Source organism: Variovorax dokdonensis (assembly GCF_030316895.1).
Lineage (GTDB): Bacteria > Pseudomonadota > Gammaproteobacteria > Burkholderiales > Burkholderiaceae_C > Variovorax > Variovorax dokdonensis.
This window is the reverse complement of the sequence record NZ_JASZYV010000002.1, coordinates 816,419-834,822: the sequence shown is the minus strand read 5'-3', so window position 1 is coordinate 834,822 and position 18,404 is coordinate 816,419. Positions and strand designations below refer to the sequence as shown.

At 64.2% G+C, this 18,404-nt stretch carries 16 protein-coding genes and 1 pseudogene; 5 read left to right on the top strand and 12 right to left on the bottom strand.

The features are described 5' to 3' along the window. The first annotated feature begins 55 nt into the window (after positions 1-55). The 3 genes from QTH91_RS12390 to QTH91_RS12380 all read left to right on the top strand — a co-directional run bounded on the left by QTH91_RS12390 (position 56) and on the right by QTH91_RS12380 (position 5,029). Positions 56-2,974 carry a ribonucleoside-diphosphate reductase subunit alpha gene (locus tag QTH91_RS12390; protein ID WP_286660370.1) on the top strand — a complete coding sequence of 973 codons (2,919 nt, stop codon included), beginning with the start codon at positions 56-58 and terminating at the stop codon, positions 2,972-2,974. A 160-nt stretch (positions 2,975-3,134) separates the two neighbouring features. Continuing rightward, on the top strand, positions 3,135-4,316 hold the full coding sequence (locus tag QTH91_RS12385; RefSeq protein WP_286660369.1) for a ribonucleotide-diphosphate reductase subunit beta: 1,182 nt from the start codon (positions 3,135-3,137) through the stop codon (positions 4,314-4,316). A 194-nt stretch (positions 4,317-4,510) separates the two neighbouring features. Next, positions 4,511-5,029 (top strand): histone, encoded by a 519-nt coding sequence (locus QTH91_RS12380; RefSeq protein ID WP_286660660.1) that lies wholly within the window; start codon positions 4,511-4,513, stop codon positions 5,027-5,029. A 79-nt stretch (positions 5,030-5,108) separates the two neighbouring features. Here the strand turns inward: QTH91_RS12380 and QTH91_RS12375 are convergent, their stop codons facing one another. From QTH91_RS12375 to QTH91_RS12320, 12 genes and pseudogenes are all read right to left on the bottom strand, one after another. Then, the gene (locus QTH91_RS12375; protein WP_286660368.1) at positions 5,109-6,017 is read right to left on the bottom strand and encodes a carbohydrate kinase family protein; all 909 of its coding nucleotides are present in this window, start codon (positions 6,015-6,017) and stop codon (positions 5,109-5,111) included. 49 nt (positions 6,018-6,066) lie between these two features. Continuing rightward, positions 6,067-6,843, bottom strand: coding sequence for a DUF3426 domain-containing protein (locus tag QTH91_RS23060; protein WP_286660659.1), 777 nt, complete (start codon positions 6,841-6,843; stop codon positions 6,067-6,069). A 501-nt stretch (positions 6,844-7,344) separates the two neighbouring features. Beyond that, positions 7,345-7,449 (bottom strand): annotated as a pseudogene (locus QTH91_RS23055) (zinc-ribbon domain-containing protein); the annotation flags it as partial. Between the two features lie 79 nt (positions 7,450-7,528). Next, positions 7,529-8,413: a 50S ribosomal protein L11 methyltransferase gene (gene prmA, locus QTH91_RS12360; protein ID WP_286660367.1), complete on the bottom strand. Its 885-nt coding sequence runs from the start codon at positions 8,411-8,413 to the stop codon at positions 7,529-7,531. 19 nt (positions 8,414-8,432) lie between these two features. After that, complete coding sequence (gene accC, locus QTH91_RS12355; RefSeq protein WP_286660366.1) at positions 8,433-9,782, bottom strand: acetyl-CoA carboxylase biotin carboxylase subunit; 1,350 nt, start codon at positions 9,780-9,782, stop codon at positions 8,433-8,435. A 114-nt stretch (positions 9,783-9,896) separates the two neighbouring features. Next, entirely contained in the window at positions 9,897-10,361 is a 465-nt protein-coding gene (gene accB, locus QTH91_RS12350; RefSeq protein ID WP_286660365.1) for an acetyl-CoA carboxylase biotin carboxyl carrier protein, read from the bottom strand. 136 nt (positions 10,362-10,497) lie between these two features. Then, positions 10,498-11,070, bottom strand: coding sequence for a TlpA family protein disulfide reductase (locus QTH91_RS12345; RefSeq protein WP_286660658.1), 573 nt, complete (start codon positions 11,068-11,070; stop codon positions 10,498-10,500). Between the two features lie 2 nt (positions 11,071-11,072). After that, positions 11,073-11,669, bottom strand: a complete 597-nt coding sequence (locus QTH91_RS12340; protein ID WP_286660364.1) for a hypothetical protein — start codon at positions 11,667-11,669, stop codon at positions 11,073-11,075. Between the two features lie 101 nt (positions 11,670-11,770). Beyond that, the gene (locus tag QTH91_RS12335; RefSeq protein WP_286660363.1) at positions 11,771-12,775 is read right to left on the bottom strand and encodes an SDR family oxidoreductase; all 1,005 of its coding nucleotides are present in this window, start codon (positions 12,773-12,775) and stop codon (positions 11,771-11,773) included. Positions 12,776-12,801: 26 nt separating this feature from the next. Then, positions 12,802-13,740 carry a bile acid:sodium symporter family protein gene (locus QTH91_RS12330; protein ID WP_286660362.1) on the bottom strand — a complete coding sequence of 313 codons (939 nt, stop codon included), beginning with the start codon at positions 13,738-13,740 and terminating at the stop codon, positions 12,802-12,804. 51 nt (positions 13,741-13,791) lie between these two features. Further along, positions 13,792-15,123 carry a flavin-containing monooxygenase gene (locus tag QTH91_RS12325; RefSeq protein ID WP_286660361.1) on the bottom strand — a complete coding sequence of 444 codons (1,332 nt, stop codon included), beginning with the start codon at positions 15,121-15,123 and terminating at the stop codon, positions 13,792-13,794. Between the two features lie 49 nt (positions 15,124-15,172). Continuing rightward, complete coding sequence (locus QTH91_RS12320) at positions 15,173-16,054, bottom strand: SDR family oxidoreductase (protein ID WP_286660360.1); 882 nt, start codon at positions 16,052-16,054, stop codon at positions 15,173-15,175. Positions 16,055-16,148: 94 nt separating this feature from the next. Here QTH91_RS12320 and QTH91_RS12315 point away from each other — a divergent pair, with 94 nt between their 5' ends. Both QTH91_RS12315 and mpl read left to right on the top strand, forming a co-directional pair. Further along, a complete protein-coding gene (locus tag QTH91_RS12315) occupies positions 16,149-16,928 on the top strand; it encodes an IclR family transcriptional regulator (protein ID WP_286660359.1) in 780 nt (259 codons plus the stop codon). A 59-nt stretch (positions 16,929-16,987) separates the two neighbouring features. Continuing rightward, positions 16,988-18,403, top strand: coding sequence for a UDP-N-acetylmuramate:L-alanyl-gamma-D-glutamyl-meso-diaminopimelate ligase (gene mpl / locus QTH91_RS12310; RefSeq protein WP_286660358.1), 1,416 nt, complete (start codon positions 16,988-16,990; stop codon positions 18,401-18,403). The last annotated feature ends 1 nt before the right edge of the window (position 18,404 follow it).

Sequence of the window (18,404 nt, the reverse complement as noted above, 5' to 3'; positions counted from 1 at the left end):
TGACGGCAACGGCCGACCTCCGCACAACAAAAGTCATCCCAAAAGGACATATCGAATGCAGACTGCCCTGAACCCTTCGTCCTCCGCACTTCAGCGCCCCATGCCGGCCAGTTCGGCTGCCCCGCGCGACGTGGCCGGCCAGCCCAACGGCGTGGCCCTTGCCAACTACCAGATCATTCGACGCAACGGGGCAGTGGTGCCCTTCGAGCCGAACAAGATCGCCATTGCGATGATGAAGGCCTTCCTGGCAGTGCACGGCACCCAAGGCGCGGCTTCGGCCAGCGTGCGCGAAACCGTGGACGAGCTCACGCAGGCTGTCGTTCGCGCCCTGCTGCGCTCGCGTCCGGGCGGCGGCACCTTCCACATCGAGGACGTGCAGGACCAGGTCGAGCTGGGCCTGATGCGCGGCAGCCACCATGAAGTGGCGCGCGCCTACGTGCTTTATCGCGAGCGGCGCACCCAGGAGCGCGCGCGCCAGGGCGTGGTCGAGCAACCCGCCGCCGCGCCCCAGCTGTACGTGCTGGACGGTGGCGAGCGCGTGGCGCTCGACCTGGCGGAGCTGAAGTCGCTGATGGAATCGGCCTGCGCCGGCCTGGGAGACGGCGTCAGCGCCGACCCGATCGTGGCCGAGACGATGCGCAACCTGTACGACGGCGTGCCGCTGGACGAGGTGTACAAGGCGTCGATCCTGGCCGCACGCACGCTGATCGAGAAGGATCCCGACTACACCTTCGCGACCGCGCGTCTGCTGCTGCACACGATCTTCAAGGAGATCATCGGCCGCGAAGTGGCGCCTGCCGAGCGCGCCACCACCTACGCCGACTATTTCCCGCAGTTCATCAAGAAGGGCGTCGAGAACGAACTGCTTGATGAGAAGCTGCTGCAGTACGACCTCGCCCGCCTGGGCGGCGCGCTCAAGGCCGACCGCGACCTGAAGTTCGACTACCTCGGCCTGCAGACCCTGTACGACCGCTACTTCCTGCACGTGCGCAAGGCGCGCATCGAACTGCCCCAAGCGTTCTTCATGCGTGTGGCAATGGGCTTGGCCCTCAACGAAATCGACCGCGAGGCGCGTGCCATCGAGTTCTACGAAGTGCTCTCGTCCTTCGATTTCATGTCGAGCACGCCCACCCTGTTCAACAGCGGCACGCTTCGCTCGCAGTTGTCGAGCTGCTACCTGACGACGGTGCCGGACGACCTGGACGGCATCTACGAATCGATCAAGGAAAACGCGCTGCTGTCGAAGTTCGCGGGCGGCCTGGGCAACGACTGGACTCGCGTCCGGGCGCTCGGCAGCCACATCAAGGGCACCAACGGCGAATCGCAAGGTGTCGTGCCCTTCCTGAAGGTGGTCAATGACACGGCGGTCGCCGTGAACCAGGGCGGCAAGCGCAAGGGCGCAGTCTGCACCTACCTGGAGACCTGGCACCTCGACATCGAGGAATTCCTCGAACTGCGCAAGAACACGGGCGACGACCGCCGCCGCACGCACGACATGAACACGGCGAACTGGATTCCCGACCTGTTCATGCGCCGCGTGATGGAAAAGGGCAACTGGACGCTGTTCTCGCCCTCCAACGTGCCGGACCTGCACGACAAGTTCGGCGCCGACTTCGAGGCCGCCTACACGGCCTACGAGGAAAAGGCCGCGCGTGGCGAAATCAAGCCCAGCCGCACCGTGCAAGCCACCGACCTGTGGCGCAAGATGCTCACGATGCTGTTCGAAACCGGGCATCCCTGGATCACCTTCAAGGACGCCTGCAACGTGCGCTCGCCCCAGCAGCATGCCGGCGTGGTCCATTCGTCGAACCTCTGCACCGAGATCACGCTGAACACCAGCGACACCGAAACCGCCGTGTGCAACCTCGGCTCGGTCAACCTGCTTCAGCACTTGAAGGATGGCGGCGTCGACCAGGAAAAGCTGGCACGCACCGTGGCCACCGCCATGCGGATGCTCGACAACGTGATCGACATCAACTACTACGCGGTCAAGAAGGCGCGCGACTCCAACCTGCGCCACCGTCCGGTCGGCCTCGGCCTCATGGGCTTCCAGGATGCGCTGTACGAACTGCGCATTCCCTACGCCAGTCAGGATGCCGTGGAGTTTGCCGATCGCTCGATGGAAGCGATCTGCTATCACGCCTACTGGGCTTCGACCGAACTGGCCAAGGAACGCGGCCGCTATTCCAGCTACAAGGGTTCGCTGTGGGACAAGGGCGTCCTGCCCCCCGACACGCTCGACATGCTGGAGAAGGCGCGCGGCGGTTTTGTCGAGGTCGACCGTTCCTCCACGCTCGACTGGGACCAACTGCGCGCCAAGATCAAGCAGGACGGCATGCGCAACTCCAACTGCGTGGCCATCGCACCGACGGCGACGATCTCCAACATCATCGGCGTCGATGCGTCGATCGAGCCCTGCTTCGGCAACCTGTCTGTCAAGTCGAACCTGTCTGGCGAATTCACCGTCATCAACCACTACCTGGTGCGCGATCTCAAGCGTCTGGGCCTGTGGGACGACGTGATGGTGATGGACCTCAAGCACTTCGACGGCTCGCTGCGCCCCATCGATCGCGTGCCGCAGGACGTCAAGGCGCTGTACGCCACCGCCTTCGAGGTGGAGACGCACTGGCTGGTCGAAGCGGCCGCGCGCCGTCAGAAATGGATCGACCAGGCGCAGTCGCTCAACATCTACATGGCTGGCGCTTCGGGCAAGAAGCTCGACGAGACCTACAAGCTCGCCTGGCTGCGCGGCCTGAAGACCACGTACTACCTGCGCACCATCAGCGCCACGCACGCCGAGAAGTCGACCGTGCAATCGGGCAGGCTCAACGCCGTGTCTTCGGGCGCCGACAACGGTGGCATGAGCGCACTGGAGGCAGCGGCCGCTGCCGCGCAGCAGCAGATGAATTCGGTGCCTGCCACCGACATCAAGTTCTGCGCGATCGACGATCCGACCTGCGAAGCCTGCCAGTAAGAACGCGCGTGCATGCGTCGTCGAAGTGCTCACAAGCATGTACGGCGCAGCGATATCGCGATGCATGCGAGCAACATGAACGCGTGATCGAAGCACGCGGTGAGGATGAGCACTTTGCAACTCACCGCGTTGCTCACATAATTTGAGTATTGGAATTTCTATGTTGACCTGGGACGAAGAAGTCAAGCACAACGCAGCGCCCCCGAACCCGATGGGCCGCGCGATGGATCTGTCGACTTCGCAGCACGCCGAGCCGTCGCTGCAGCCCGTGGCTTCCCGCCAGAGCCCCGCATCTGCCACGAGCGCAACGCCAGTGGCGAGCGCACGCCGCGTCGTCGCGGCCGACAAGCGCATCATCAACGGCCAGACCGACGTCAACCAGCTGGTGCCGTTCAAGTACAAGTGGGCTTGGGAAAAGTATCTCGCCACCTGCGCCAACCACTGGATGCCGCAGGAAGTGAACATGACGCGCGACATCGCGTTGTGGAAAGACCCGAACGGCCTGACCGAAGACGAGCGCCGCATCGTCAAGCGCAATCTGGGTTTCTTCGTCACCGCCGACTCGCTGGCCGCCAACAACATCGTGCTGGGCACCTATCGCCACATCACGGCGCCCGAATGCCGCCAGTTCCTGCTGCGCCAGGCATTCGAGGAAGCGATCCACACCCACGCCTACCAGTACATCGTCGAGTCGCTGGGTCTGGACGAATCGGAAATCTTCAACGCCTACAACGAAGTCGCCTCCATCCGCGACAAGGACCAGTTCCTGATCCCCTTCATCGAGGCGATCATGGATCCGGACTTCCACACCGGCACGCCGGAAAACGACCAGACGCTGCTCAAGAGCCTGATCGTCTTCGCCTGCCTGATGGAAGGCCTGTTCTTCTACGTCGGCTTCACCCAGATCCTGGCGCTGGGTCGCCAGAACAAGATGACCGGCGCGGCTGAGCAGTACCAGTACATCCTGCGCGACGAGTCGATGCACTGCAACTTCGGCATCGACCTGATCAACCAGCTCAAGCTCGAGAATCCGCACTTGTGGACCGCCGACTTCAAGGCCGAGATCAAGGCTTTGTTCCTCAAGGCCGTTGAGCTCGAATATCGCTATGCCGAAGACACCATGCCGCGCGGCGTGCTCGGCATGAATGCCTCCATGTTCAAGGGCTACCTGCGCTATATCGCGAATCGTCGCGCCACGCAGATCGGCCTGGAAGCGCTCTTCCCGAACGAGGAAAACCCGTTCCCATGGATGAGCGAGATGATTGACCTGAAGAAAGAGCGCAACTTTTTCGAAACCCGCGTGATCGAGTATCAGTCGGGTGGCGCGCTTTCCTGGGATTGAGTTCGCTTCGCTGAAACGTAAAACAAGATCGGTTTTGCCCTTGGCGCCAGATGCACCGGTAGAGTGCGGCGCCCGGGGTACAGGTGTTCATGGCGCTGGGCAGTTCCCAACGCCATGGATCGCTTCAAGGACTCGATGAGAGATCCTGAAGTGCTTCAAGAGGTTGATTCTTCAACTTGATCAAGGAGAAAGTAATGGCAACTGCAAAGAAAGCGCCGGCCAAGAAAGCCGTCGCCAAGAAGGTAGCGAAGACCGCGGCCAAGAAGGCTGTGGCAAAGAAGGTCGCCAAGACCGCTGTGAAGAAGGCCGTCGCCAAGAAGGTCATGAAGACTGCAGCGAAGAAGGCCGTCGCCAAGAAGGTCGTGAAGACCGCAGCGAAGAAGGCCGTCGCCAAGAAGGTCGTGAAGACCGCAGCGAAGAAGGCCGTCGCCAAGAAGGTCGCCAAGACCGCGGCGAAGAAAGCCGTCGCCAAGAAGGCGGTGAAGGCAACGGCGAAGAAGGCCGTCGCCAAGAAAGTAGCGAAGAAGGCCGTCGCCAAGAAGGCCGTCAAGACCGCTGCGAAGAAGGCTGTTGCGAAAAAGGCCGCGAAAAAGCCCGCTGCCAAGAAAGCCGCGAAAGCACCCGCTGCCGCTGCCCCTGCGCCTGCCCCTGCGGCTCAGACAACGCTGAACCCGCAAGCTGCTTGGCCGTTCCCGACGGCTGGCAAGCCCTGAAAGCGTAGGCTCTCCAAGGCAAAGGCCCGACGCCGCAAGGTGTCGGGCCTTTTTTTGTTCTAAACGCTCGCGCCTGGCCTCAGCCGACGAGACCCAGCGCGGATCGATCGACCTCGTAGTTCTGCGGACCACGCTGCGCGATCTTGAGTGCTCCCAGTTGGTTGCCCAGTGCGGCACATCGCTCCAGGGGCCAGCCTTGCTCCAGGCCGAAGAGCAAGGCCCCACGCCACGCATCACCGCATCCGGTCGGATCGATCACCGCTGACGGCGTGACCGCCGGCACATGGGACTTGTTGCCGTCCTTCCAGACGTCGCAACCTTGCGCTCCCAAGGTCACCACCAGACCGCGCACGCGTCGCGAAATCTCTTCTTCGCTCAGGCCGGTGCGTTCGCTGAGCATGCGTGCTTCGTAGTCGTTGACCGTGACCCAGTCGGCCAAATCGATGAAGCGCGTCAACTCTTCGCCATTGAACATCGGCAGGCCCTGGCCGGGATCGAACACGAATGGAATGCCAGCCGCGTGGAACTGCTCGGCATGCTCGAGCATGGCATTGCGCCCGTCCGGAGAAATGATGCCAAGGCGAATGTCCGGGCGCGCCTCGATACGGGTGACGTGCGCCTGCTGCATGGCGCCAGGGTGGAAGGCCGTGATCTGATTGTTGTCGCGGTCCGTCATGATCATCGCCTGAGCGGTGTAGGTGTCAGGCAGCTCGCGGACGAATTCGGTAGAGATGCCCAGCTCGCGCAAGCGCTTGACGTAGTCGGCCCCGTCACTCCCCACGGTGGCCATCGGCAATGCGACGCCACCTAGCGCATTCAGGCTGTAGGCCACGTTGCCCGCGCAACCGCCGAAGTCGCGCCTCAAGGCCGGCACGAGGAACGACACGTTGAGAATGTGCAACTGATCCGGAAGAATCTGGTCGGCAAAGCGCCCTTCGAAACTCATGATGGTGTCGAAGGCAAGGGAGCCGCAGATGACGGTAGCCATATGGAGTGATCCAGGTTGAGTCGGTGAAGATGGTGGCGCGAAGATGCGCTCAAGGATAAAACGCCACGAGCCGATAGCCCGCCACAGGTGGCAGCCCCGCCGCGTCAGGTCCGGCAAGGCGCAACGGCAACGAGGCAGTGCGCTCGGCACCGGCGCCGAGCACAGTTGGCGCCCCGTAATCAGTGGGCAGCAGTACACGGCGGAGTAGCGCGCGCTCCTGCGTATCGAGCAAGGTCAGTTCGACCGCGGGCATGGCCAACGGCGTGCGCGCACGGTTTCGCAAACTGAAGTCCAGGCGATAGCCCTCGGCTTCACGCGAGAACGACGCCCCTTCAATGCTGATGTCCGCAATGCTGCGCGGTGGCGACAAGGTGCAGCGCGTCCAATCGCAAAGCGTTTGCAGCATTGGGCGCAGCGCAGGCTCGCGAGCGGCGAGCACGTCGCGCTCGTGCCTTGCGTATTGCAAGCCGAGCAAGACCAGCGCCACCAGACAGGCCAGCGCCCACAGCCAACCCGTGCGACGCGCTGGCCCCGACGGCGAGTCCAGGCCGATGAAGCTGGGCACCGAGGCGGCATCGGGCATCGGTTCGATGCCCTCCGCAGACGGCGCGGGCGACGCAACATCGAGTGGTGCGCGAGCGTCGAGGGCCTGATCGCTCGCCGGCGCTTTCGGGCCGGCGGCGTCCTCTTTGGCCTCGGGCAAAGCGCCAAACAATGGATCTGCGGTGCTGGCACCTGTTCGTTCGCGTTCGCGCTTTTGGGCTCGCTCCTCGCGCAGGGCCTTGACACGCTCGCGCCGCAGCGCTTTCTTCAACTGCGCGTTCACCGCTTCCTCGATGGGCGACATCACCGGCGAAGGCGCGGTCAACTGCGGCGAAAAGGCGGGCTCGCGTCGTTGCACTTCGGGCTCGGCGAACGAAGGCGCACCGATATCCAACGAGGGAAGCGCATCGAAGCGTGGCTCCTGGATCGAGTACCCCGACCGAGACGATGCGCCAGTGACAAGCGCAGATGCATCCAATTGCCGGGGTGCCGCGACTGGCACGGCGCCAGGCATGGGGCGGGCCGCGGCCAGGTCGAGCATGTCGGCGCTGGGCCATGACGACAGGGCCGAAGGAGGAAGGCCTGTCGACAAGGGCGGCGGATCGGGCCCGAGGTCGAAGGGTTCTTCTGTCCCGAGTTCGTCGTGGAATTCTGGCGCAGTGATCGGAGGTGGCGTCAGCGCGGCGGGAACTGCGGGCGGCGTTGAAGCCTGTGGAGCAGGCATCGGGGCAGCAGGCGTACCGTCGTCGTTCGCCTCCCAAAGCGCCTGGGTGGCGTCAAAGACTTCGCTGCATCGGCCGCAACGGACCCACCCATCCGAGATGCGAAGCTGGTCCCGGACGACCTTGAAAGTGGTCGAGCAAGCCGGGCAGCGGGTCACAAGTCTCATTTGTCGCAAATTGTAGGGGCGCACCTTCGCGCGAAGCGCGGGCGCGAGCCTCGCGCCGTGCCCGGTGTGGCGTGCGCGCTCAGGCGCGCGCCGTCATCAGGATCCAGCCGTCTTCGCTGTCGCTCACCGACAGCGCCAAGTAGGGCGCGTAGGCTTCTTGCAACTCCTGCGCCTGACGCTCGAGGATCCCGGCGAGCACCAACGATCCGCCCGCGGCGACATGCTGGCACAGCAGCGGCGCCAACACCTTGAGCGGGGTGGCCAGGATGTTGGCCAGCACGACGCCGTATTGGCCCCGCGCGGCGTCTGGCAGGCCGGCCTTCAATTGCACATGGTTGGCCTGCGCGTTCAGGCGCGTGGACTCGACGGCCGCCTCGTCGATGTCGACCGCGTCGATGTCAGTCGCTCCGAACTTGGCGGCGCCGATGGCCAGGATGCCTGAACCGCACCCATAGTCCAGCACGCGATGCCCCGACAGGTCGCCCGCGCCAGCGATCCAGCGCAGACACATGCGCGTCGTCGGATGGGTGCCGGTGCCAAAGGCGAGTCCGGGATCGAGACGGATCACCTGGCGCGCTGCAGATGGTGGCTCGTGCCAAGTCGGCACGATCCAGAATTCGGGCGTGATCTCGACCGGCGCAAACTGCGATTGCGTGAGACGCACCCAATCCTGCTCTGGCACCTCGGCCACGCCGACCAGTTCGCAGCCCTCGAAAAAGTCCTGAGCGGACAGCACCAGCGCCGCCTCGCGCGCAGCGGCTTCGTCAGGGAATTGCGCGATCACACGGGAACGTTCCCAGCCCGCCTTGGGCGGCGGCATGCCAGGTTCGCCGAACAGGGCCTGCTCGGCTTCGGTCTGGGCATCGGCATCCTCCACCGAGATGCTCAGTGCATCCAAGGCGTCCAGCGCCTCGCCGAGGATCTCGATTTTTGTCTCCGGGGCCAGCAGGCGCAGTTCGAACATGATGCCTTTGAAGGCTGGCTCAACGCGCGTGCGTGCCGAGCCACTCTTCCAGATAGTGGATGTTGGTGCCGCCGTTCATGAACTTGGCGTCGACCATCAGTTCGCGATGCAGCGGAATGTTGGTCTGGATGCCTTCGATCACCGTCTCGTTCAGCGCCTGGCGCATGCGGGCCAGCGCCTGCTCACGCGTGTCGCCGTGCGCGATGATCTTGCCGATCATCGAGTCGTAGTTCGGCGGCACGAAGTAGTTGGTGTAGGCATGCGAATCCACCCGCACGCCTGGACCACCAGGCGGGTGCCACATGGTCACGCGGCCCGGTGAGGGGGTGAACTTGTAGGGATGCTCGGCATTGATGCGGCATTCGATGGCATGGCCCCGAATCTCGATCTGGCGCTGGGTGAACGGCAGCTTTTCACCAGCCGCCACCATGATCTGCGTCTTCACGATGTCGATGCCGGTGACCATTTCCGTGACCGGATGCTCCACCTGCACGCGCGTGTTCATCTCGATGAAATAGAACTCGCCGTCTTCATACAGGAACTCGAAGGTGCCTGCACCGCGGTAGCCGATCTTCTTGCACGCAGCAGCGCAACGTTCGCCGATGCGCTCGATCAGCTTGCGTGGAATGCCCGGCGCCGGGGATTCCTCGATGACCTTCTGGTGCCGCCGCTGCATGGAGCAATCGCGCTCGCCGAGGTAGACCGCGTTCTTGTGCTTGTCGGCCAGGATCTGGATTTCGACGTGACGGGGGTTCTGGAGGAACTTCTCCATGTACACCGCGCCGTTGTTGAAGGCGGCCTGAGCCTCCGCCTTCGTCATCTGGATGGCATTGACCAGCGCAGCCTCGGTGTGGACCACGCGCATGCCGCGTCCGCCGCCGCCGCCGGCGGCCTTGATGATCACCGGGTAGCCAATGGCGCGCGCGATGCGCTTGTTGGTTGCCGGATCGTCCGAGAGTTCGCCTTCGGACCCGGGCACGCAGGGCACGCCCGCCTTGATCATGGCCTGCTTGGCCGACACCTTGTCGCCCATGATGCGGATCGACTCGGGCGATGGACCGATGAACTGGAACCCACTTTGCTCGACGCGCTCGGCAAAGTCTGCGTTCTCGCTCAGGAACCCGTAGCCGGGGTGGATGGCTTCGGAATCCGTCACCTCGGCCGCCGAGATGATGGCAGGCATGTTGAGGTAGCTCTGGCCCGATGGCGCCGGGCCGATGCACACGGCCTCCTGGGCCAGCTTGACGTACTTGGCGTCGCGATCGGCCTCGGAATACACCATGACGGCCTTGATGCCCATCTCGGCGCACGCTCGCTGAACCCGCAGGGCAATCTCGCCCCGGTTGGCCACTAGGATCTTCTTAAACATCGTTTCTCCCGCGGCCAACAGTCGCCCGCGCTCGAGCGCGGCAAGAGGGCCGGGTTTCGCCCGCGGAAGCCACGGCACATGCGCCGCGATCCGCCCCGAGCTTCATTGGCATGCTTATTCGATGATGAACAGCGGCTGGCCATATTCGACCGCCTGACCGTTCTCGCCGAGGATCTGGGTGATGGTGCCGCTCTTGTCGGCTTCGATCTCGTTGAGGATCTTCATCGCCTCGACGATGCAGATCGTGTCGCCCTCCTTGACCTGCGAGCCGATCTCCACAAAGGGCGCGGCGCCGGGGCTGGAGGCGCGATAGAAGGTGCCTACCATCGGCGACTTGACTACGTGGCCGGACTGGGCCGGAGCCGCGGCGGGCGCAGGCTGCGCCGACGCTGCTGGCGCCGCAGCGGCAGGCGCCGTGGCTGCGCCGGGGGCTGCCAAGGCTTGCACGTACTGAATGGGAGCGGCTTCGGCGCCCGCCTTCACGATTCGCACCTTGCCTTCGGCTTCGGTGATTTCCAGTTCGGAAATATTGGATTCGGACACCAGGTCGATCAGTGTCTTGAGCTTGCGCAGGTCCATGAGCCTCCAAACGCCGGCATCGCCGGTCTTCGAGCGCTCAATGAGCGCCCAATTAGTGTCAAGTTGGTATCAAACCAAAATAAGTTCGGCCAACTCCGGCGTACTTGCGCCAAAGAACCGAAAGCAACCGGCGATTCTAACCGTGAAAAAGTTCGCGGCGCCAGCCTTCGAGATCAGGAGGCTCTAGCTTGCCCATTTTACGAGCGAGCACTTCGCCGCCCGCAGATATGGACACCGTGAAGGGCAAGCCGCCTTGTGCATTGCCGAGCTGCCGGACCATTTCGGTCCCACCCATTCCTGCAAGCCCGATCTCATAGCCAACCGGCGTCCGTTGCAGGAACTTGCGCACGGCGCTTGGCTGATCGATGGCCAATCCAAGCACTTGCAAGCCGTTCGCAGCATTTTGCTTGAAGAATGCATCGATCATCGGCATTTCCTCAACGCACGGCGCGCACCAGGTCGCCCAGAAATTCAACAGCATGGGTTTGCCACGAAATGCTTCCATGCGCACCTCGCCGCCGTCGGGGCGCTCGAAAGTGCGCGCCCAGAAATCCGCTCCAACGGCGTCGCCACTGCCGCCCCGCGCCTGCCACCATGCGGCACCAGCTCCCGCCGTCGCAGCCGCTGCAGCAGCGGCGACGAACAGAAAATTGCGCCGCGAGGCGGCGGATGCGGATGTCGCAGAAGCAGAAGAAGCGGGATCAGTCATCGTCATGTATCGGCCAGCAGCCTGCGAAGCGTGGCCAGATCGGCCCTGGGGACGCGCCCTTGCGAGTCGGGTTTGAGCGCGCCGCGCATATCGTCCAGATCGTAGACCAGCAGGTGCACACCCACTTCCTCCCCGAGCTCAAGACATTTGGCATGGATGCTCAACGCCTCGACCTGCTCGCCGTGAAAGCCCGTGACCATCCGCGGCTCATAGTCCACATGATGGTCGATGAGGCTGATTTCAGCGGATTTGGAGTCATCGCAGAACAACTGGATGTAAATATCCGACAGACGCGTGGCTGTGCCATGCCAGACCGCTCCGCCCAGATGGGGTCGGAAAGGTGCCATTCGATCCATCCATTCCAGAGCCAGGCGCCGCAGCGCCAGGAGTTCGCGCGGCTGCGTGTCCGCACAGAAGAGGTCGATGTATTCGCGAACTGCCGCTTCGACCTCGTCGTTGTTCGGCAAGGCAGCCCGCGCGGGCAACCCGAGTTCCCGCACGGCTCGCCGTTTGGCGGGGCCGTACTCCAGCCCCTCCTCGACCACGAGCCGGGCGGCGCTTGCAGCGATTTCTCGCTTTGCGGAGAAAGAGTTGTCCATCGACCCATTGTGCCCTTGGCAAGACGATGCACGAAGAGGCCGGACATGTCGCGGGGACAGCGCGCCTGCAAAAGCGCGGGGGCGTGGTGGCGCCTCAGCAGTCAGGCGAAAGTGGCGAGATGGGTGTTGCGGCGCTTTTCCCTGACCGCCTTGAAGGCCAGGAACGCCTCCAGGCTGCTCTTCGCCGGCGCATATCCGAACTCGGTCTTGAGCCGGTGGTTCGACAACACGGGCCTATAGCGCAGGAAGTCGAGTTGCTCCGGTCCGTATCGGGAGACGCGCAAGCGTGAACCCACGCGCAATGCCAGGCGCAGCAGTGGGGCCGGCAGCGCCAGCAGGGGTTTGCGCAAGAGTGCGGCAATCTGCGCGAGCGTGAGCGCGCCGTCGCCGGCCACGTTGAAGCAGCCCGCGTGCCCGGTGCGAATGGCGTGCACGATGCAGCCGATCACGTCCTCGTCCCAGATGAAGACGAACGGGCTGTCGCTCCCGCGCACGGCCAGGATCTGGGGTTTGTCGAACAACGCGGTGATCTGGTTGTTGACCCGCTCGCCCAGGATGGTGCCGATGCGCAGAACGGTCTGCTGCAACTGGGGATGGCGCTGGCGATAGGTGGCCAGCATCTCTTCCACCAGGCGCTTGTGATGCGAATAGGCGAAGCTCTCGTTGCCCCGAAGCGCGTGGTCTTCGTCGATCCATGCGGGGTTGTCGGCGTGATAGCCGTAGGCGGCACCGCTCGACGAGACGACCAGATGCCGGACGCCTGCCGCGACGCAGCCCTTGAGGACGTTGCGCGTGCCGAGCACATCGACGGAATACTCGAGTTCGCGGTTGCTCTCGGCGCCTGGCGTGACGATGGCTGCCAGGTGAATCACGGCGTCCACGGCATGGCGTTGCATGACGCCCTGGAGTTCGGCCCCGCGCACATCCTGCACTTCATAGATGACGCCCGGCACGCGGCGGGTGGCCGGTACCTCGCGGACATCCAGCGCGACGACGGTATCGATGTCCGGCAGTTGGGCCAGCGCGGCCACGACGCCGCGTCCGAGGAAGCCGTCCGCGCCGGTGATGAGCACGCGGCGCAAGGGAAGATTCAGAGTGTTGTCCATCGATTAGCAAGGAAAGGAGAAATGACTCAGGCGGATGGACCCACTGAGGTGGCAGGCGCTGCAGGCGGGTTCAAGGGTCGTCTTGCCCACCAGCCTGCCAGTGCGAGGCCGGCAATGATGTCCCAAAAACCCCATACCCCTGCCACCACGGCCATGCCACCCAGGCCACCGAAGAAGCTGAAGATCAGAACCAGACCCAACCCGGCGTTGCGGATGCCCACTTCGAAGCTCACAGCCCGCCGGTCGAACTCCGCCAGCCGCAACGCACTCGCGCAGGCGTAGCCAGTGCCGAAGGCCAGCGCATCGTGCAGCGCCACCGCCAACAGCACCAGGCCTACGTATTCGAGGAAGTACCGCCAGTTGCCGGCCACTGCGCCCACGATGAACCCGATGAGGCACAGGAAGCTGAGCAGCCTTACCGGCTTTTTCACGCGCTCCGTCATGCGCGGAAACCGGTGGGCCAGCGCAACGCCGACTACGAAGGGCAAGCCGATGATCGCCACGATGTGCCCGACCATCTCGACCGGGTCGAGGGCGATCGTTTGCAGCAGTCCAGAGGCCGTCGGATGAATGCCCCCCCAGAAGGCGAAGTTCAGCGGCATGATGAAGATCGAAAGCAGGTTCGAAACCGCCGTCATCGACACCGACAACGCCACGTTGCCGCCTGCGCGGTGCGTCAGGATGTTCGACACGTTGCCCGGCGGACAGCAAGCCACCAGGATCATGCCCAGTGCAATGCTGGGCGCCGGCTTGAGCAGCAGCGTCAGGCAGAACGTGACGGCTGGCAGCACGAGGAACTGGGCAGCGATGCCGACGCCCATGGCCAGCGGCATGCGCGCGACGCGCCGGAAGTCGGACACGCGGGTGTCCAGCGCAATGCCGAACATCAGGAAGCCGAGCACCGCATTGAGCAGCACCAGCGATGCGGGGTTGAAGTTCAGCCTTATCTCGTCAACGGGGACCATGCGGTTCCTTTGCGCTATTGATCAGAGGAAATCGGGACTGCGCGAGAGCGCTCAGGCCAGCGCCGCCGAGGCTTCGCGCACCGCGCGGCGGTACGCATCCTTGTTGACGTAGTAGGACATCCGCTCGAGCTTGAGGTAGCTGTAGCCGCCCGAAAGATCGGGCGTCGGACCTGACTTGGCCGACTTGAACTGCGCAGCCTGCGGCTTCCGGTCGGCCATGGCCTTGAAGTAGCGCGCCACGAGTTCGGCTTGCTCGTAACGACCCTGCCAACCGATCCCGCTGGCCTCGATCATGCCGAGCACCGCCAGGTTGTCGAAGCCGGGGGCGAAGATGTTCAGGTAAAGCTGCGGCGCCATGCCTTGCCAGTTGAGCCAGGTCCGATCGATGAACGGATAGTGCAGCTTGTAGCCGGTGGCGCAGAGGATCAGGTCGTATTCGCGCGTGCTGCCATCCTTGAAGTGGACGGCATGCCCCTCCAGACGCTTGATGTCCGCTCGAACGCCGATGTCGCCGTGACCGATGTGGTGCAGGATGAGCGAGTTGACCACCGGATGCGACTCATACATCCGGTAGTCAGGCTTGGGAAAGCCGAAGCGAACCGGGTCGCCCGTGAACCACTTCAGAACCTTCGCATCCACGCGCTGCTTGATCCAAGCCGGCAGCGGCCGTTTTCCGCCCAGGGTGTCGGCAGGCTTGCCGAAGATGTACTTGGGCACGAAGTAGTAGCCGCGTCGCACAGAGATGTCGACGCTTTGCGCCCGGTGCACCGCGTCCACGGCGATGTCGCAGCCACTGTTGCCTGCCCCAACGATCAGCACGCGCTTGCCCGCGAACAGCTCGGCCGACTTGTAGGCGCTGGTGTGCAGCAGCTCGCCGTCGAAGTGGCCATCGAAGCGGGGCATGCTGGGCTCTGAAAGGGTGCCGTTGGCGATCACGACGCCTCGATAGTCGGCCGTCTCGATGCGCCCGTCTCCGGCATCCACACTCACGCGCCACAAGGTGGACGCGGACTCGGCGACCGGCTCGACACGCAGGACGCGCGTGTTGAAGCGGAAGTGCCGACGCAGATCGAAGTGGTCGGCAAAGTCGCTGAAGTAGCGGCGCAGTTCGGCGTGGCTGGGGTAGTCGGCCACGCGGTCGGCCATCGGAAACTCCGCGAATTCCGTCGTGCGCTTGGAAGAGATCAGGTGCGCCGATTGGTAGACAGTGCTGCGCGGGTTGTCGATGTTCCAAAGCCCCCCGACATCTGCGAATGCCTCGAAGCCCTGGAAGGGAATGCCAAGCTTTTGAAGATTGCGCGCGCCAGCAAGGCCCGAGGGGCCGGCGCCGATCAGGGCGATCTGTTGATGGGTCGGGACGAATACAGACTCGGGAACGGACACGAACAGGACTCCAGGGGAAATGTCGAATGCAGGCGAGGTGGTCAGCGGCTCAATGCCGGCTTTCCTGAACGGCCGGCGAAGCGGGTGGTGGGCTGACCGAATCGGGCTGCGCCGATCCGTGCGGATGAGTCGACAGGCCCGGGATCGGCGTGTCGCCGGCTTCGCCGGGCCGCGGCTTGCGAGGCTGTCGCCGTAGCAACGAATCGTGCCAGCGGTCGGGCAGCAGCGCCAGCGCGCGGGACAGCCATCCGACCTGCCGAGGCAGGACCATCTTTTCCCGGCCACGCTCCAAGCCACGAAGGATGGCCTCGGCGGCGTCCTGCGGCTCCATCAGGCCGGGCATGGCGAACCGGTTCCCGGCCGTGAGCGCGGTGCGCAGGTAGCCGGGGCTGATGGTGCAGACCGTCAGCCCCGTGCCACGCATCTCAGCCCGCAGGCTTTGCAAATATCGGATCAGCCCGCCCTTGCTGGCGCAGTAGGCGCCGTTTCCGGGCATGCCCCGCCAGCCCGCGATGCTGGCCACGCCAGCGAGCGTGCCGCTGCCGCGCTCGCGCATCGGCGCCAGAAACGGTTGGAAGGTGGTGGCCACGCCGATCAGATTGATCTCCAGCATCCGGCGCAGCACCTGCAGGTCAGAGGCGATGGCGGTGTCGAATCCGCCGGCGACACCTGCGTTGGCGATCACGGCATCCGGCACGCCGAAGCGCGTCATCCAGTCCTGCGCCATGGCCGACATGGCGGCGGCGTCGCTCACATCGGGTGTGTATATCGCGCAACGATAGGGGGCCGTTTCTGAAACTTTTTGAAGCACTTGGGCGTTCAATCCAACCAGTGCAACCCGCGAACCCCGGGCCAACGCAGCCGTTGCCAGCGCCTGCCCCAGCCCGCCACACGCCCCGGTGATCACCAAATTGTTGACAAAATGCTTCATGGAAACTGCTTTAGAACTCACGCAGTTTACCTGCTTTGAGGCAAAATCTCACAATTGCTAGCGTAATAGTCTCGTTATTCGAGATATCTTTCCGATGACCCCCTACGAAATTGCCGCCGCCCAACAAGAACAAGCTCACACACCAGGCCTGCGGCTCTTGCAGCTTCTCGAACTGGTCGCATCGACCGGCGAAGCTCAGTCGCTGGCCGACGTGGTTCGGTTGAGCGGCCAACCCAAGCCTTCCGTTCACCGCATGCTCCAGCAGATGGAAGTCGGTGGCCTGCTTTCGCGCGGCGCGGATGGCCGCCGCTATGCCGTCACCCCTCGCCTGGCGCGGTTCGCCGAAACAGTGTTGCGAGCAAGCAGCACCACCGGCCTTCGCCATACGCTCCTGCGCCAACTCGTGGACGACGTCGGCGAGAGCTGCAACCTGACCGCGCTGTCCGGCGCAGAGGTGGTCTACCTGGACCGCGTGGAGACCAACTTTCCACTGCGGCTCGAACTGCGCGCCGGTTCGCGCGTCCCGCTGCACTGCTCGGCAAGCGGCAAGCTGCTGCTGGCCCATCTGCCCGCCGGAGCGCGCGAGCGCATGCTCGATTCACTGACCTTCAAGCGCCACACGGCTCACACCATCGACAGCCGCGAGCGCATGCTGCAAGAACTCGATCGAATTCGCGAGGCGGGCCATTCCGTGGACGCAGAGGAATTCGTCGACGGTCTGGTTTGCGTTGCCGTGCCCGTGCGTGACCATCCCCAAGGCCCGGTGCGCTGCGCCGTCGCTTTGCAGGCGCCGGTGGCGCGCATGACGATGCAGGAGGCCTTGTCGCAAGTGGGCAAGCTGCACGCCGCTGCAGAAAGCATGGCGCGCGCCTGAGCGCCATGCTGGGCTGCCGCGCGACCGTGGGTCTCGTGCGCGGCTCCTAGAATCGCCCGATGCATATTCACATCCTCGGCATCTGCGGCACCTTCATGGGCGGTCTGGCCGCCCTGGCACGCGAAGCCGGTCATCGGGTGACCGGCTGCGACGCCGGCGTCTATCCGCCGATGAGCGATCAGTTGCGCGCATTGGGCATTGACCTGATCGAAGGCTTCGGCGCCGACCAACTGGCAATGGCGCCAGACATTTATGTGGTGGGCAACGTGGTCTCGCGCGCCCGCGGCCCGGACGGCAAGCCCAAGTTCCCCCTGATGGAGGCCATCCTCGAGTCCGGCGCCCGCTACACGAGCGGTCCGCAATGGCTGGCCGAAACCTTGCTGCCCGGTCGCCATGTGCTGGCCGTCGCCGGCACGCACGGCAAGACCACCACCACCTCGATGCTGGCCTGGATCCTGGACAGCGCGGGCCGCACGCCCGGCTTTCTGGTCGGCGGCGTGCCCTTGGATTTCGGCGTGTCGGCCCGGCTGGACTCGACCAACCATGCACAACAACGGCCGCTCTTCGTGATCGAGGCGGACGAGTACGACACGGCGTTCTTCGACAAGCGCAGCAAGTTCGTTCACTACCGTCCGAGAACGGCAGTGCTCAACAACCTCGAGTTCGATCACGCGGACATCTTCGACGACCTGGCAGCCATCGAAAGGCAGTTCCACCACCTGGTGCGCACCGTCCCGGGCTCCGGACGGCTGGTCGTCAACGGGACCGAAGCCAGCCTGCGGCGTGTGCTGGAGCAAGGCTGCTGGAGCGAAACCGCCACCTTCGGCGGCAGCGGCGACTGGCGTTCGACCGGTCCGGACGACGCCTTCGACGTCCTGCTGCGCGGTGAACGCGTTGGACATGTCGACTGGGCCCTGTCGGGCGAGCACAACCGGATGAATGCGCTCGCCGCCATCGCGGCAGCCGAGCATGTGGGCGTCGATCCGGCGCAGGCGTGCGAAGCGCTCGGGCGCTTTCAGAACGTGCGTCGCCGCATGGAATTGCGCGGCACCGTCGAACTTGCCGATGGTCCGGTTCGGGTCTACGACGATTTCGCCCATCACCCGACCGCCATACGCACCACGCTCGATGGTCTTCGTCGCAAGCTCGATGCAGGCGGACATCAAGCCGAGCGCATCCTGGCCGTGTTCGAGCCGCGCAGCAACACCATGAAGCTGGGGGCCATGGCGGCGCAGTTGCCCTGGAGCCTGGAGAACGCCGCCCTTTCCTTCTGCCATGCCGCCGGGCTCGGCTGGGATGCTGCGGCCGCGCTCGCTCCACTCGGCGACAGAGTGCAGGTGGCGCAGGATATCGATTCACTCGTGCGACAGGTCCTGGCCTCGGCGCGGCCGGGCGACCACATCGTCTGCATGAGCAACGGCGGCTTCGGCGGCATTCACCAGAAGCTGCTCGACGCGCTGGCAAACGCCACTTAAA